The sequence below is a fragment of the Luteibacter sp. HA06 genome, assembly GCF_054061215.1.
In genome coordinates this window covers 2,217,597-2,231,762 of record NZ_JBSSDZ010000001.1, presented here as the reverse complement: position 1 = coordinate 2,231,762, position 14,166 = coordinate 2,217,597, and the positions used below count along the sequence as shown (strand labels likewise).

At 63.5% G+C, this 14,166-nt stretch carries 9 protein-coding genes; 8 read left to right on the top strand and 1 reads right to left on the bottom strand.

Features of this window, described 5'->3' with window-relative positions; all coding sequences use genetic code 11:
* Positions 1-75 precede the first annotated feature (75 nt).
* The 8 genes from ACVWWJ_RS10205 (at position 76) to ACVWWJ_RS10170 (ending at position 12,517) form a co-directional block, all read left to right on the top strand.
* A complete protein-coding gene (locus ACVWWJ_RS10205) occupies positions 76-1,089 on the top strand; it encodes a LacI family DNA-binding transcriptional regulator (RefSeq protein WP_456967709.1) in 1,014 nt (337 codons plus the stop codon).
* Positions 1,090-1,251: 162 nt separating this feature from the next.
* Complete coding sequence (locus ACVWWJ_RS10200) at positions 1,252-3,783, top strand: glycoside hydrolase family 3 N-terminal domain-containing protein (RefSeq protein ID WP_456967708.1); 2,532 nt, start codon at positions 1,252-1,254, stop codon at positions 3,781-3,783.
* A 255-nt stretch (positions 3,784-4,038) separates the two neighbouring features.
* Positions 4,039-6,468, top strand: coding sequence for a TonB-dependent receptor (locus tag ACVWWJ_RS10195; RefSeq protein ID WP_456967707.1), 2,430 nt, complete (start codon positions 4,039-4,041; stop codon positions 6,466-6,468).
* Between the two features lie 88 nt (positions 6,469-6,556).
* Entirely contained in the window at positions 6,557-8,140 is a 1,584-nt protein-coding gene (locus tag ACVWWJ_RS10190; protein ID WP_456967706.1) for a tryptophan halogenase family protein, read from the top strand.
* Positions 8,141-8,221: 81 nt separating this feature from the next.
* Complete coding sequence (locus ACVWWJ_RS10185; RefSeq protein ID WP_456967705.1) at positions 8,222-8,704, top strand: N-acetyltransferase family protein; 483 nt, start codon at positions 8,222-8,224, stop codon at positions 8,702-8,704.
* 66 nt (positions 8,705-8,770) lie between these two features.
* Positions 8,771-9,670 carry a LysR family transcriptional regulator gene (locus ACVWWJ_RS10180; protein WP_456967704.1) on the top strand — a complete coding sequence of 300 codons (900 nt, stop codon included), beginning with the start codon at positions 8,771-8,773 and terminating at the stop codon, positions 9,668-9,670.
* Positions 9,671-9,840: 170 nt separating this feature from the next.
* Positions 9,841-10,452, top strand: coding sequence for a glutathione S-transferase family protein (locus ACVWWJ_RS10175; RefSeq protein ID WP_456967703.1), 612 nt, complete (start codon positions 9,841-9,843; stop codon positions 10,450-10,452).
* Positions 10,453-10,462: 10 nt separating this feature from the next.
* Positions 10,463-12,517 (top strand): 2Fe-2S iron-sulfur cluster-binding protein, encoded by a 2,055-nt coding sequence (locus ACVWWJ_RS10170; protein WP_456967702.1) that lies wholly within the window; start codon positions 10,463-10,465, stop codon positions 12,515-12,517.
* Positions 12,518-12,612: 95 nt separating this feature from the next.
* On the opposite strand, the gene ACVWWJ_RS10165 is transcribed toward ACVWWJ_RS10170, so the two are convergent.
* Positions 12,613-14,061 (bottom strand): SulP family inorganic anion transporter, encoded by a 1,449-nt coding sequence (locus ACVWWJ_RS10165; protein WP_456967701.1) that lies wholly within the window; start codon positions 14,059-14,061, stop codon positions 12,613-12,615.
* Positions 14,062-14,166: the final 105 nt, after the last annotated feature.

Genomic DNA, 14,166 nt, shown 5'->3' with positions numbered 1-14,166 from the left:
AAGGCCGGTCGTCCTTGTCAAGCGCAGGGCTCTGGCGGCATAGTCGTTCGACAGTATGAAGAGAGCGGAGAATCCATGCGAGTACGCCTCGAAGATGTGGCACGCGCAGCGCGCGTATCGCCCAAGACGGTGTCGCGCGTGCTCAATGACGAGGCCAATGTCACCGATGCCACGCGTGAGCGCGTGCGCGCGGCCATGGAGGCGATGGATTATCGGCCCAATCTTTCCGCGCGCAGCCTGGCGGGCAATCGTTCGTTCCTGATCGCGATGTTGTACGACAACAACGACAACCCGTCCTCGACGTACCTGGCCGAAGTCCAGGATGGCGTCCTCGAGGCTTGTGACGCGCATCGCTACAGCATGATGGTGCGGCCGTTGCGCATGCGCGATGTCGATTTCGTCCGTCGCTTCGACGCGCTGATCTCCGACCACCACCCCGATGGCGTCGTACTGACGCCGCCCATCACTGACTATGCGCCGCTGCTGAAACGCCTCCGCGAGCGCAACGTGCCCTTCGCCAGCGTGTCGCCGCTGCGTCGCGGCAAGAACGTGGGCGTGACGATGGACGAGCAGCGCGCCGCCTGTGCGATGGTCGAGCATCTGCTGGAACTGGGCCATCGGCGGATCGCCCACGTGGTCGGTATTGCCGACCATGGTGCCAGTCGCTGGCGACTGGCGGGTTACCGACAGGCTATGTCCGCCGCGGGTCTACCCGAAGATCCCGCAATGGTGGTGCAGGGCGCTTTCACCTTTGGCTCGGGTGTGGAGGCGGCGCGGCAGCTTTTTTCCCTCGCCGACCGACCGACCGCAGTGTTCGCTGCCAATGACGACATGGCAACCGGCGTGATGTGGGCGGCGGCCGAGTACGGCCTGAAGATTCCACATGACCTCTCGGTCTGCGGTTTCGACGACACGCCGCTGTCTCGCCAGTTGTGGCCGGCGCTCACCACGGTTCAACAACCCAGCCGCGAGATGGGCAAGCTCGCCGCCGAGCAGCTGCTGACCGTCTTACGCGGGCACACTGCCGGGCGCCTCGTGGAACTCCCTTTCGTCCTGCAGATCCGCGGTTCAACGGCTGTTCCAGCCTGAGGTCCCTCGCGCCCAGAGGCGCAAAGGTCATGCTGCATAGCAAATTGACAGCGCTGTCATTTCTGCCAACATGCCGCCCGGAAGCGCACCGCCGGTGCGTCAGCCCGGAGCTTTGACGTGCCATTGCTGCAGCGATCGAGCCTGTTTCTGCGAAGCCTTCCCATGGCGCTGTCCATGGCCGGCGCCGTGCTCATGACCGTTCCGGTCATGGCTGGCGACGCCACCGATGTGCACGCCGACCAGTGGCCCAAAGGGCAATCGCCGCTTCGGCCTGACCCTGTGATCGAATCCCGGGTCCGCGATCTGCTGGCGAAAATGTCGGTGGAGGACAAGGTCGGCCAGCTCATCCAGGCTGACATCAAGTACGTGACCCCGGACGATGTACGCACATACCGCCTGGGCTCGGTGCTGGCCGGTGGCAATTCCAAACCGCCCGGACAGCCATACCCGGTTGCCTCTCAATGGCAGGCGCTGGCCGACGCCTTCTACCGCGCGTCGATGGATACCTCGCAAGGGCGACCGGCGATCCCGGTGCTGTTCGGTATCGACGCCGTGCATGGCCACAACAACCTGGTCGGCAGCACGCTTTTTCCGCAGAACTCCGCGCTGGGCGCTACGCGCGATCCGCAGCTGATCCACGACATCGGTGAGGTCACCGCACGGGAGCTGCGTGCCAGCGGCATCAGCTGGACGTTCGCGCCCACGCTCACCGTGCCGCAGGATGGTCGTTGGGGCCGTTCGTACGAAGGTTACTCACAGAACCCGGCGCTCGTGGCGCAATACGCCGCTGCCGTGGTCGGCGGACTCGAAGGGAAACCGGGTACGCACCATTTCCTCGACAACGAGCATGTGATCGCGACTGCCAAGCATTTCCTCGGCGACGGCGGCACCCGCGACGGCAAGGATCAGGGCGATGCCCACATCAGCGAGGCGGCGTTGCGTGACATACATGCCGCTGGGTATCCGCCCGCGATCAAGGCTGGCGTGCAGGTGGTGATGGTCTCGTTCTCGAGTTGGAACGGGGTGAAGATGGCTGGAAACAAGGCCCTGATCACCGGTGTGCTGAAAGAACGCATGGGCTTCGACGGGATCGTGCTCGGCGACTGGAACGCGCACGGGCAAGTGCCCGGCTGCACCAACGAAGATTGCGCCGCGGCATACAACGCCGGGCTGGACATGCTCGAGGCGCCCGACTCCTGGAAGGGCCTGTACACGAACACGCTGGCCGAGGTGAAGGCCGGCACCATCCCGATGAGCCGCCTCGACGACGCAGTGACTCGCATCCTGCGGGTGAAGATGCGCCTGGGCATGTTCGAGGCCGGCTTGCCATCGGCCAACGCACTGGCCGTCAGGTCGGCCGAGGTGGTCGGCAGTGCCTCACACCGTGAGGTGGCTCGTCGCGCCGTTCGCGAGTCGCTGGTGCTGCTGAAGAACAACCGGGGCGTGCTGCCGATCGATCCACGCAAACGCATCCTCGTTGCCGGTGACGGCGCCGACAATATCTCGAAGCAGAACGGTGGCTGGACGCTGACCTGGCAGGGCACGGGTCAAACCAATGCGAATTTCCCGGGAGCTACCTCCATCTGGGCCGGACTCCAGGCACAGGCGAAGGCGGCGGGCGGTAGCGCCGAGCTGTCGGTGGATGGCGACTACAAGCAGAAGCCCGATGTCGCCATCGTGGTGTTCGGCGAAGATCCCTACGCCGAGTTCCAGGGCGACCGGGCTAACCTTGCCTACCGTCCGGGCAACGATCACGACCTCGACCTGCTTCGCAAGCTGCGCGGGCAGGGCATCCCGGTGGTCGCCGTGTTCCTGACCGGTCGGCCGCTGTGGATGAATCGCGAAATCAATGCCGCCGATGCCTTCGTCGTGGCCTGGCTGCCGGGTAGCGAAGGGGCAGGCATCGCGGACGTACTGCTGCGCACTAGCGACGGCCAGGTAGCTCACGACTTCCACGGCAAGCTGGCCTATGCGTGGCCACGTAGCGCGGTACAGATTCCGGTCGCCGCCATCGCACACGGCGAGTCTCCGCAATTTCCGTACGGCTTCGGTCTTACCTATGCCAAAGCCGCAAAGACCGGCACATTGCCCGAGGATCCGGGGCTTGTACTAAGTAGCGAGCAGGCTGGCGTCTACTTCACCCGGGGCAAGCCGGCACAGGATTTCCAGGTGCGCCTGACGGGTGCGAACGGTGTCGCCTTGAACGTCGCCGCCACACCGGCCGCGACACCGGACGGCAGCCTGCAGATCGGCGCGCTCGATTACAAGGCGCAGGAAGACGCACGCAGCCTGAGCTGGTCCGGTGCAGGGGCAGCGGCGGCAAGTGTTGAACTGGTGGCGCCGGCGCCGCTCGATGTGGAACGCGAAGCCAATGGCGACGTCCTGCTGGTGACGACGTTGAAGGTTGATGCCGTCTCACCAGGCGATACGTCGACGATCGGACTCGGCTGCGGTGCCGGTTGCAATGCCCGGGTACCCGTAGGGAGCCAGCTGTCCGCGTTGCCGCAAGGGCAGTGGTTGCGCGTGGGCATTCCGTTGAAATGCTTCCGCAATGCCGGCGCGAACATGAGCAAGGTGGATCGGCCCTTTGAGTGGACAAGTCACTCCGCCGCGAAGATCGCCATCACCGATGTGTCACTGAGCACGGTAGCGGACCGGACGCTGGCTTGTCCGGCTCAAGCGGACAAGCCCTGAGCGTCGAGGTGCTCTGCACCAATATGGGTTGATTGAACGGTTGGCAATGCGGCGAGGGGCCGTGTTGCATGCGTTTGTAAGCGCGCTGGTGTGTTGCTGCCATGCGGCAAGCATTCATCGCGAGGGAGCTCTATTATTCCGTAATGACAGCGCTGTCATTCGGGGTGATAGCGCGCTGGGGGAGTTAGGAAACCTTGTCTCGACCGTCGCGTACGGCGGACAACATTTATCCGAACGTTTGATGGGGAGAGTCAGATGAACCTGCGTCACAAGATGTTGTATGTCGCCATGACACTCGCGTTTGCGCCGGGTACGCTGCTTGCAGCGGACCAGGATGCGACGGTGCAGAACACGTCGTCGAAGAATTCGACGGCCCCCGACAAGAAGGTCCAGAACCTGGATGCCGTGTCGGTCAGCGCGACCAAGCGCGATACGCCACTGCAGAAGACCCCGGTGGCGGTTACGGCGATCACCGTCGACACGCTCGACAGAGAGCGCGTCATGACCGTGCAGGACCTGACCAAGCTGGTCCCGGGCCTGCAGGGTACGTCGCAGGGCGATCATGGCGTCGTGACGCTTACCTTGCGCGGCATCGGCAACGATAGCGCCAAGACGGAATACGCGGATCCCGAAGTCGCCACCTTTGTCGACGGCGTGTACGCGCCTCGCGCCGAGGCGGCGTCGGGCCTGTTGCTCGATATGGACGGCGTCGAAGTGCTGCGTGGCCCCCAGGGCACCCTTTGGGGTCGCAACTCGACGGCCGGCGCGATCAGCTTCCAGACGGCCAAGCCGGACATCGGTGCCGGCTTTTACGGCAACGCGCAGGTGGAAGCGGGCAACTACAACCAGATCGGTTCCCGCGCCGCATTCAACCTGCCGATCAGCAATACCTTTGCCATGCGCGTCGCCGTGGTGCACGAGCAGCACGATGGCTATGTCGATTACCAGAGCCCGTCGGGACAGCTGCCCAGCGTCGCGCAGCAGCAGCAGACCTATCTCGCCTCGGGTGGCACGGCGGCCGGATTCAAGCCGATCGACCCCGGTCAGTACGTGCAGAAGGGTGACAAGTACAACGCGCAGGACCAGTCCGCCGCACGCGTCAGTACGCTGTGGCAGCCGAGCGACTCGTTCAAGTGGAACCTGTCTTACGAGTACTTCATCGATCGCGGCACGCCCAGCATGAGCCTCATGCAGACCCCGCGGGATGGGCAGAAGTTCTGGTCGGCGCTGATCGACACCGCGCCGTACCTGCACCGTACGTCCAACACGGTGCGCAGCCGCATGGACTGGAACATCAACGACGGCGTGCAGCTCAGCTACATCGCCGGCTACAACAAGTACTCGGGCCAAAGCGACTTCGACCAGGACGTCGGCGTAAGCGTGCCGACCAGCTTCACGACCAACGGCGTTTACCAGGACGATCGCACCAACAGCTCCCATTACAAGAACTGGAGCCAGGAAATCGACCTGAAGTCCACCGGGCCGCAGACCGTGGACTGGATTCTCGGTGCGTACTACGGCTACGAGAACAACGACATCCGGTTCGACATCCCCATCATGAACGGTACGCGCTACGGCACCGTGAGCTGGCAGGGTTCTTTTATCCAGCCGAAGGAAACCGTCGAGTCGTACGCCTTGTTCGGACAGGGCACCTGGCATATCAGCGACCACTTCCGCCTCACCGGCGGCTTGCGTTGGTCGCATGACGACAAGGAGAACAAGGGCGGCGTCAACTGGGGTTGGGCGTACGACCCGACCGTGCCGCAGGTGCCGATCTCCCCGGACGTGTATCCGGATCCGTCGAATGGTTTCAGCGTTTCGCAGCAGAACAGCGCGAAGTACAGCAAGAGCAAGCCGACCTGGTTGCTGCGCCTGGATGCCGACGTCAGCGAAACCGGCCTGGTTTACGCCAGCGTATCCAGCGGCTACAAGTCGGGCGGCACGCAGGACGCGGGCACGCTGTACAAGCCCGAGACGCTGGTCAACTATGAGGTCGGCAGCAAGTTCGCCTTCTTCGACGGCCACATGACGTGGAACTCGGCCGTCTATTACGAAGCCTTCAAGAACTTCCAGCTGTCCGCGCCCATCGTCTATCCCGACGGTAACCACGGCCTGGGCTTCTCCAATGTCGGCGGCACCACCAAGGTGCTCGGCTTCGAGTCGGAGCTGGCTTACCAGACGACCGACGACCGCTTCAACCTGATCTTCTCGGCCATCCCGAAGAAGAAGCTCGGCACGCTGGTTTACGCCGGGTCGAACGACTACCAGGGCCTTCCGGCGTGTCCGCCGGCGTCCAACCTCGCCAACTGCGCCAACGTCACCGGCAACGATCTGCCGCATGCACCGGACGTGTCGCTCACTGCGATCTACGAGCACACCTTCCACCTTGGCAACGGCGGACGCCTCACGCCTCGTGCGAGTGCGCAGTACCAGAGTTCGCAGTGGCTGAGCTACTTCAACCTGGGGCAGGGCGACAAGCAGAAGGCGTACGTGCGTGGCGACCTGTCGTTGCGCTACAGCGAGCCGGGCGACAAGTGGTGGGTCAACGGGTACGTGCAGAACGTGACCGACAAGAAGACCCGCACCAGCGCCGGCCGTTTCCTGATGGCCGACGGTTCGCTGCAGTACGTGTCGCAGTACCTCGCGCCGCGTACGTATGGCGTGCAGGTCGGCGTGTGGTTCTGACGTAACTTTTGCCGTTCGTTTCTCTCCCTGAATGGCTTTTTGCCGGGTTCGCGTGGGGCGCGCCCGGCAATTCTTTCTCGAGCACACCATGGCGCGTCTGAAGAAAGTATTGATCGTGGGCGGCGGCACCGCCGGTTGGCTGGCGGCGTGCTACCTGGCCAAGGCGGTCAATGCCGTCGATCCACGCAGCGTGCAGGTGCATCTGGTGGAGTCGCCGGACATCGGCCTGCTTGGCGTGGGCGAGGCAACGTTTCCCTCGATCCGCGGCACGCTGGCAGCCATCGGGCTCGACGAGCGTCGCTTTCTTGTGGGTGCCACGGCGACATACAAGCAAGGCATCCACTATCGCCATTGGGTACGACCGCCGGGAACACCCGGCGCGGACCACTTTTTCCATCCCTTCAACGCACCCAGCCAGCGTCCGGGTGGCCCGGACCTGTTGCCGTACTGGCTGCTGGGCGCTGCACCGGAAGGCATGCCCTTCGCTGACGCGGTGTCCATGCAAAGCCGGCTGGTCGATCACTCGCGCGCACCCAGGCGTGCAAAGGATGCGGACTATCAAGGTCCGATGAATCATGCGTTCCACTTCGATGCCGCCTGCTTTGCACGCGTGCTCGCCGAGCACGGCCAGGAGTCGCTTGGCGTGGTTCGGCATGTAGCGACGGTGGAGCGTACGGAGCTGGACGAGCACGGCGCCATCGCCCGCGTGGTGACGAAGGAGGAGGGCGATCTCACCGCCGATCTCTACGTCGACTGCACCGGGTTACGCAGCATGCTGATCGGCAACGTGATGCAGTCGCCGTTCCGCAGCCGTGCCGATGTCCTGTTCGCTGATCGCGCGGTGGCCTTGCAGGTACCGTACGAAACGCCCGATGCGCCGATCCCCTCGTACACCATCTCCACCGCGCAGGAGGCCGGCTGGATCTGGGATATCGGTTTGCAGAAGCGACGTGGCACGGGGTATGTGTATTCGTCACGACACACCACCGATGAGCGGGCCGAAGAGGTCTTCCGACGCTATGTTGGCCCCGCCGGCGACGGCCTGAAGGCCTTGCACATCAAGTTTGAAACGGGATATCGCCCCGAGCACTGGCGGAAGAACTGCGTGGCGGTGGGTCTGGCCGGTGGTTTCGTCGAGCCGCTGGAATCCACCGGCATCGCGCTGATCGAGCTGGCAACCTACCTGCTCACACACCTGCTGCCAGGCGACACCGACGACATGGAAAGTGCGGCGCGCCATTTCAACGAGATGATGGTTGCACGCTACGACCGCATCATCGACTTCATCAAGATGCACTATTGCCTGAGCCAGAGGCGTGACTCAGCCTTCTGGATCGACAACGCCGACGTTGCCAGCATCCCGCAGACCCTGCAGGACAAGCTTGCGAAGTGGAAACAACGTCCGCCACATCGCCTGGATTTCGTCAGCGACCTGGAGATGTTCATGACCTCCAGCTGGCAGTATGTGCTGTACGGGATGGAATTCCGGACCGATCTCGAGCCCATGCGTAGCGCCTATCCGCACATGGAAGCGGCGCGCAGGGAATTCGCGATGATCCAGCAAGCCGCCTCGCGTGCACTGGACGATCTGCCGGATCATCGTGCGCTCGTCGAGCAGCTGTGCCGTGAACATGGGCAACGCCTCGACACGGTGTCTTCTGGCAGAATCTGATCGATCAAGGGCGCCGGCCTGAGTCGTCGACAAGGCCCCTGTAACGAACAATGCACTTCTTCGTTGGAAGGGGCTCAACCTATGAAAACAAACGACGCTGGCCTCCTCATGGGGGACGGGGTGCACCCTGCCAGGCCTGTCGACGTCCCTCTCCTGGTCGCTTTATGCGCAGATCATGCCGGCTACGAAAAGGCATCCTACGATCCGGCGGGAAAGACCCGGTCGCTGCAGCTCGCGCTCTTCGCGAATCCGCCGCGGCTGTATGCGTGGCTGGCCTGGAGGGGCGGCATACCCATCGGTTACGCCACCGCATCGGTCGAATTCTCGACGTTCAACGCGTGTGAGTACGTCCATATGGATTGCCTGTTCGTCGATGCGAAGGCCCGCGGGAACGGTACGGGCGAGACCCTGATGAACACGGTGATTGCCCTGGCGCAACGTCTGGACCTGCGCGAAGTGCAGTGGCAGACCCCGGAATGGAACCACGACGCGATACGTTTCTATGCGCGGCAGGGCGCGCTGGCCAAGGCAAAGCACCGGTTCGTCCTCTCGCTACCGCAGTAGCATTGCCAAGACGTATGATTATAATCATACGCTCCGGCTTCGGATTACTGCGTGAGGTGGAACAATATGGACCGATTGCACGCCATGGCGATCTTTGTCGCCGTCGTCGACGAGGGCGGTTTCGCTGCTGCGGCCCGCAAGCTGCAACTGTCCCCACCGGTCGCGACCCGCGCGGTTACCGAACTCGAAGAAGTGATGGGAGTTCGTTTGCTGACCCGGACCACGCGGGTCGTCCGGGTTACCGAAGTCGGCGCCCGGTATGCCCTGGACTGCCGGCGCATCCTCGCCGATGTGACCGAAACGGAGGAGGCTGCCACCGGTTCCCACGGTGCGGTACGGGGCAGGTTGGTCGTCACCTCGTCGACCATGTTCGGCCGCATGCGCGTGGTACCGATTGTTACGGAATACCTGCGCCGGTACCCCGATACGGAGGTGGAATGCCGCTTCCTCGACCGCGTGGTCAACATGGTCGACGAAGGCGTGGACGTGTCGATACGCATTGGCACGCTGCAGGATTCGGGGTATCACGCCCTGCGCGTGGGGCAGGTGCGCCGGGTGGTCTGCGCCTCGCCAGCCTATCTGGCCAAGCATGGCACCCCCAGGTCGGTCACCGATCTTCCCGAGCACGTCGTCATCATGGCCAATGGCATTACGCCGTCGGTCGACTGGCGCTTCACCGCCGGCGAGCAGACGACCGTGATCCGCGTGCATCCCCGCCTCAATGTGTCGAGCAATGATGCGGCTATCGACGCAGCGCTCGATGGCTTCGGTATTACGCGGGTGGCCTCGTACATGGTGGCCGACCACCTGACGTCCGGTCGCCTGGTTGAAGTGTTACGCGAGCAGGAAGTCCTCCCGCTGCCAATTCACGTCATGCACCACGAAGGACGCCACGCGGCGCGGAAAGTGCGTGCGTTCGTGGATCTGGCTAGCCAGACGCTGCGGGACGATCAGTCTCTGCGGTGAAGGCGTGCGGTCGAGGTAATCGGCGGGCGACAGACTATCTCCGGGGTCGATTACTCATCCCATTATTCCTATTTTAGTAATAGCCAATTCTAATTAGCGAATATTCCGCTGCCCGGATGGTGGAGTCACACTTTGACTCACACACTACCCGCGCCATTCGAGGCAATCGCATGAAGCTCTATTTCCATCATCTCTCGGGTCATTCCCACCGCGCCCGGCTCCTTCTTTCCCTTCTCGGCGTCGACTACGAACCTGCGTTCGTCGACCTTGCCAAGGGCGAGCATAAGACCGAGTCGTACCTGAAGATCAACGCTCTGGGCCAGGTGCCCGTACTGATCGATGGCGACAACGTGATCGCCGATTCCAATGCGATCCTGGTTTACCTTGCCAAGTCGAAGCAGCGCACGGATTGGCTGCCGGAGTCGCCTGTCGAAGCTGCCACCGTGCAGCGCTGGTTGTCGGTTGCGGCCGGCGAGATTGCAAGCGGTCCCGCTGCCGCCCGTCTGGTTACCGTGTTCGGCTCGACGCTCGATGCGCCTGCGGCGATCAAGAAGGCGCACGGCATTCTTGCCGTCGTCGATCACGAGCTCGCTGCACGCGACTGGATAGCGGGCGCTCGCCCGACCATCGCCGACGTGGCGCTTTATAGCTATATCTCCGCGGCGCCCGAAGGCAATGTCGACACCTCGGGCTATCCGAACGTGCTCGCGTGGCTGCGTCGTCTCGAGGCCCAGCCGGGCTTCCTGGCATTCGAGAAGACGCCCGTCGGTCTGGCCGCCTGAGGTGCTTGCCATGGAGACACCGCTGAATGCCATAACGGCGTCTCCGTGGCACACGGGCGAACTTACCTTGCAAGCCAGCGTCGGTGCCGTGGAACGCATGAAGATTCCCGGTCAGCGCCAGATGGCCCGCGACTACATGCCCGACCAGCATCGCGAGTTCTATGCGCAATTGCCGTTCGTGGTGCTCGGTGCCGTCGATCCGCAGGGCGACGTCTGGGCAACGCTACGTGCGGGCGAGCCGGGTTTCATGCACTCGCCGGTGCCGCGCGTGCTGCAGGTGGATCTTCCGCGCGAACCGAACGATCCCGCCGATGCAGGCATGGAAGATGGTGACGGCATCGGCATGCTCGGCATCGAGTTGCACACCCGGCGTCGCAACCGCCTCAATGGCAATGTCCGTCGCACGAGCGATTCGGGCTTTGTGATCGAGCCGACGCAAAGCTACGGCAACTGTCCGCAATACATCCAGCTACGCGCCTACCGCTTCGACGATGCCGGTCCGGGTCAGGTGGTCGAGAGCACGACACTCGACGATCGTGCGCGTCAGATGATCGTGGCCTCCGATTCGTTCTACGTGGCCTCGTACATCGTGCGCGATGGCGTGCGCCAGGTCGACGCATCCCATCGCGGCGGCAGGCCCGGCTTCGTTCGTATCGACGACGATGGCACGCTGACGATCCCCGATTTCTCCGGCAATCTGTTCTTCAATACGCTGGGCAATTTCCTTGTCAATCCGCGTGCCGGACTCATCTTCGTCGACTTCCACACCGGCGACGTGCTGCAGATGACCGGCAGCAGCGAAGTCGTGCTCGATGCCCCCGAAGTGGCCGCGTTCCTTGGTGCGGAGCGCATGTGGCGTTTCCGCCCGAAGCGCATTGTTTATCGTCCGGCTGGCCTTCCGCTGCGCTGGACCGAGATCGAGCAGGGTACGTCGCCCAACGTGTTGATCACCGGCAGCTGGGAAGATACCGAAGCGCGCATGAAGGCCGCCGAGCTCGCGCAACAGTGGCGTCCTTATCGCGTCGAGCACGTCATCGACGAGAGCGCTTCGATCCGCTCCTTCCACCTCAGCCCTGCCGATGGTGCCGGTTTACCAGCCTCCTTGCCGGGTCAGCACCTGCCGTTACGGCTGCAGGTGGAGGGACAGGACATACCCGTGCGGCGCACCTATACGCTGTCGAGCGCGCCCGGCGATGCGAGGCTGCGCATCAGCGTAAAACGTGAAGGCATCGCTTCGAGCCATCTCCACGACCATATCAAGGTGGGTGATGTCATCGAGGCACGCGCGCCGGCTGGTGGATTCACCATCGACGCGCGCGTGCGCCGTCCCGCGGTGTTCCTCGCAGCGGGCGTCGGTATCACGCCGGTGCTGGCCATGGTGCGGCATATCGTTCGCGAAGGCCTGCGTACGCGCCATCAACGTCCGATGTGGGTATTCCAGTCGGCACGCAGCAAGCGCGAGCGCGCGTTCGACGACGAATTCGGCGTGCTGGGGCGTGAAGCACATGGCGGCCTGCATCACATCCGTGTTCTGGGCGATACCGAAGGCGCCGAAGAGGGGAGGGACTATGACGCCGCGGGTCGACTCGGTCTGGAGCTGATGAAAGCGAAGCTCCCCTTCGACGACTACGACTTTTACCTGTGTGGCCCGAACGGCTTCATGCAAGACATGTACGACGGGCTGCGTAAGCTCAATATCGCGGATGCGCGTATCCATGCCGAGGCCTTCGGTCCTTCAAGCGTGGCGCGTACGTCGGACACCGGGGAGCCGGCGAAACCCGCCGTCCCCGTTTCGACATCGTCCGTGCCCGTGATGTTCATGCGCAGCGCCAAGGAAGCACGCTGGTCGCCCGAGACCGGAAGCCTGCTGGACCTCGCCGAACAACGTGGCCTTACACCCGAATACAGCTGTCGCGGCGGTAGTTGCGGCTCATGCCGCACCAAGGTGATCAGCGGCAGCGTGACTTACGCCAGACCCACCGAATTCAAGGTGCCCGGGGACGAAGCGCTGATCTGCTGCGCCATGCCTGCCGAGGGCTCCGCACCGTTGCATCTGGACCTCTGATCCTCACCGGCCGGGGCTACTGAGCAGAAGCCTTGCCTGGTCCCTGATACCGGGAAAGCCAATAGCCGTCTCTTCGCGCACTGACGGTTTGAGCGTTAGAGAGAGCCCACGCGCATCAGTAGCGCCTCGCAGTCGTCATTCAACTGCGTGACATGCAGCTGTTTGCCCTGCTGCGCATAACGTCGGCGCAATGCTTCGATCGCCTCGACAGCCGAATGATCTTCCAGATGCGCGCCAGAGCAATCCAGCTCGACGTATGCCGGATCGTTCTCCACGTCGAACATGGCCATCAGCCGTGACGTGGCAGCGAAATACAGCGTGCCGCGCAGGCGATAGATGCGGCCCCCGTTGGGCAGCTCTTCGCGATTCACGCTGAGACGGTCGGCGTGCTTCCAGGCAAAGGCGATCGCGGAGATCAGTACACCGCACAGCACGGCGGTGGCGAGATTGGCCAGCACAGTGATGACGGTGACCGCGACGATGGTCAGCGCATCGGACACCGGCAGCCGTCGAAGCAGCGGCACGCTTCCCCAGGCGAACGTTTTCTGTGCCACCACCAGCATGACGCCAAAAAGCGCGGCCAGCGGGATACGCTCGATCAACGGCGAGAGAAACAGGACGAAGCACAACACCAGCACGCCGGCGGTGATGCCGGACAAGCGCGTGCGTCCGCCCGAGGTGAGGTTGATCATGGTCTGGCCGATCATGGCGCAGCCACCCATGCCGCCGAAAAAGCCGGACACCACGTTCGCCGCGCCCAGCGCCATGCATTCGCGATTGGGCTGGCCTTCGGTGCCGGTGATTTCATCGACGAGATTGAGCGTGAGCAGGGTTTCGAGCAGGCCCACCGTGGCCATCACGAGCGCATAAGGAAACACGATCTTCAGCGTATCCAGCGTCCATGGCAACTGCGGCCAATGCAGCAACGGCAGGCCGCCCTTGATCGAGGCGATGTCGCCGACTGCGCGCGTGGGCAGGCCGAACAGATGCACGATCAGGCTGACGATGACGATCGACGCCAGTGCCGAGGGCACGATGCGGGTCAGCCGCGGCATCAGATACACCACCAGCATGGCCACGAGTGCCAGGCCGAGCATCAAGTACAGCGCGTTGCCGGTGAGCCAGCCGCCGCCCGGCGCGTGCAGGTGTTCGAGCTGCGAACCGGCGATCACGATCGCCAGGCCGTTGACGAAGCCGAGCATGACCGGATGCGGAATCATCCGTACCAGCTTGCCCAGTCGCAGCAAGCCGAACAGGAACTGGATCAGGCCGCCGAGCAGAACGGTGAGCAGGAAGTACTCGCTGCCGTGCTGCACCACCAGGGCGACAATCACCACGGCCATGGAGCCGGCGGCGCCGGAGATCATGCCCGGGCGGCCACCAAAGGCTGCTGTCAGCGCCGCGATGATCGCCGCGCCGTAAAGGCCCATCAACGGATTGAGGTGCGCCACCAGCGCAAAGGCCATGGCTTCAGGCACCAGCGCGAATGCGGTGGTCAGTCCAGCCAGGAGGTTCTGGCGGACGGAGAGAGCAGACGGGGACATTCGGATTCCTGTGCAGCGTACGCAGACAGGCCCAGGCCGCCACGAAAGCCGCTCACCTTGCCATGGTGCATCGCATCAGGCAAGGCGCGCGGGAGGGCACTGCGT

Bases quoted from the DNA above. Each gene is read 5' to 3' on its own strand.
- ACVWWJ_RS10205 (WP_456967709.1), top strand. From the start codon at position 76: ATGCGAGTACGCCTCGAAGATGTGGCACGCGCAGCGCGCGTATCGCCC.
- ACVWWJ_RS10200 (WP_456967708.1), top strand. From the start codon at position 1,252: ATGGCGCTGTCCATGGCCGGCGCCGTGCTCATGACCGTTCCGGTCATG.
- ACVWWJ_RS10195 (WP_456967707.1), top strand. From the start codon at position 4,039: ATGAACCTGCGTCACAAGATGTTGTATGTCGCCATGACACTCGCGTTT.
- ACVWWJ_RS10190 (WP_456967706.1), top strand. From the start codon at position 6,557: ATGGCGCGTCTGAAGAAAGTATTGATCGTGGGCGGCGGCACCGCCGGT.
- ACVWWJ_RS10185 (WP_456967705.1), top strand. From the start codon at position 8,222: ATGAAAACAAACGACGCTGGCCTCCTCATGGGGGACGGGGTGCACCCT.
- ACVWWJ_RS10180 (WP_456967704.1), top strand. From the start codon at position 8,771: ATGGACCGATTGCACGCCATGGCGATCTTTGTCGCCGTCGTCGACGAG.
- ACVWWJ_RS10175 (WP_456967703.1), top strand. From the start codon at position 9,841: ATGAAGCTCTATTTCCATCATCTCTCGGGTCATTCCCACCGCGCCCGG.
- ACVWWJ_RS10170 (WP_456967702.1), top strand. From the start codon at position 10,463: ATGGAGACACCGCTGAATGCCATAACGGCGTCTCCGTGGCACACGGGC.
- ACVWWJ_RS10165 (WP_456967701.1), bottom strand. From the start codon at position 14,061: ATGTCCCCGTCTGCTCTCTCCGTCCGCCAGAACCTCCTGGCTGGACTG.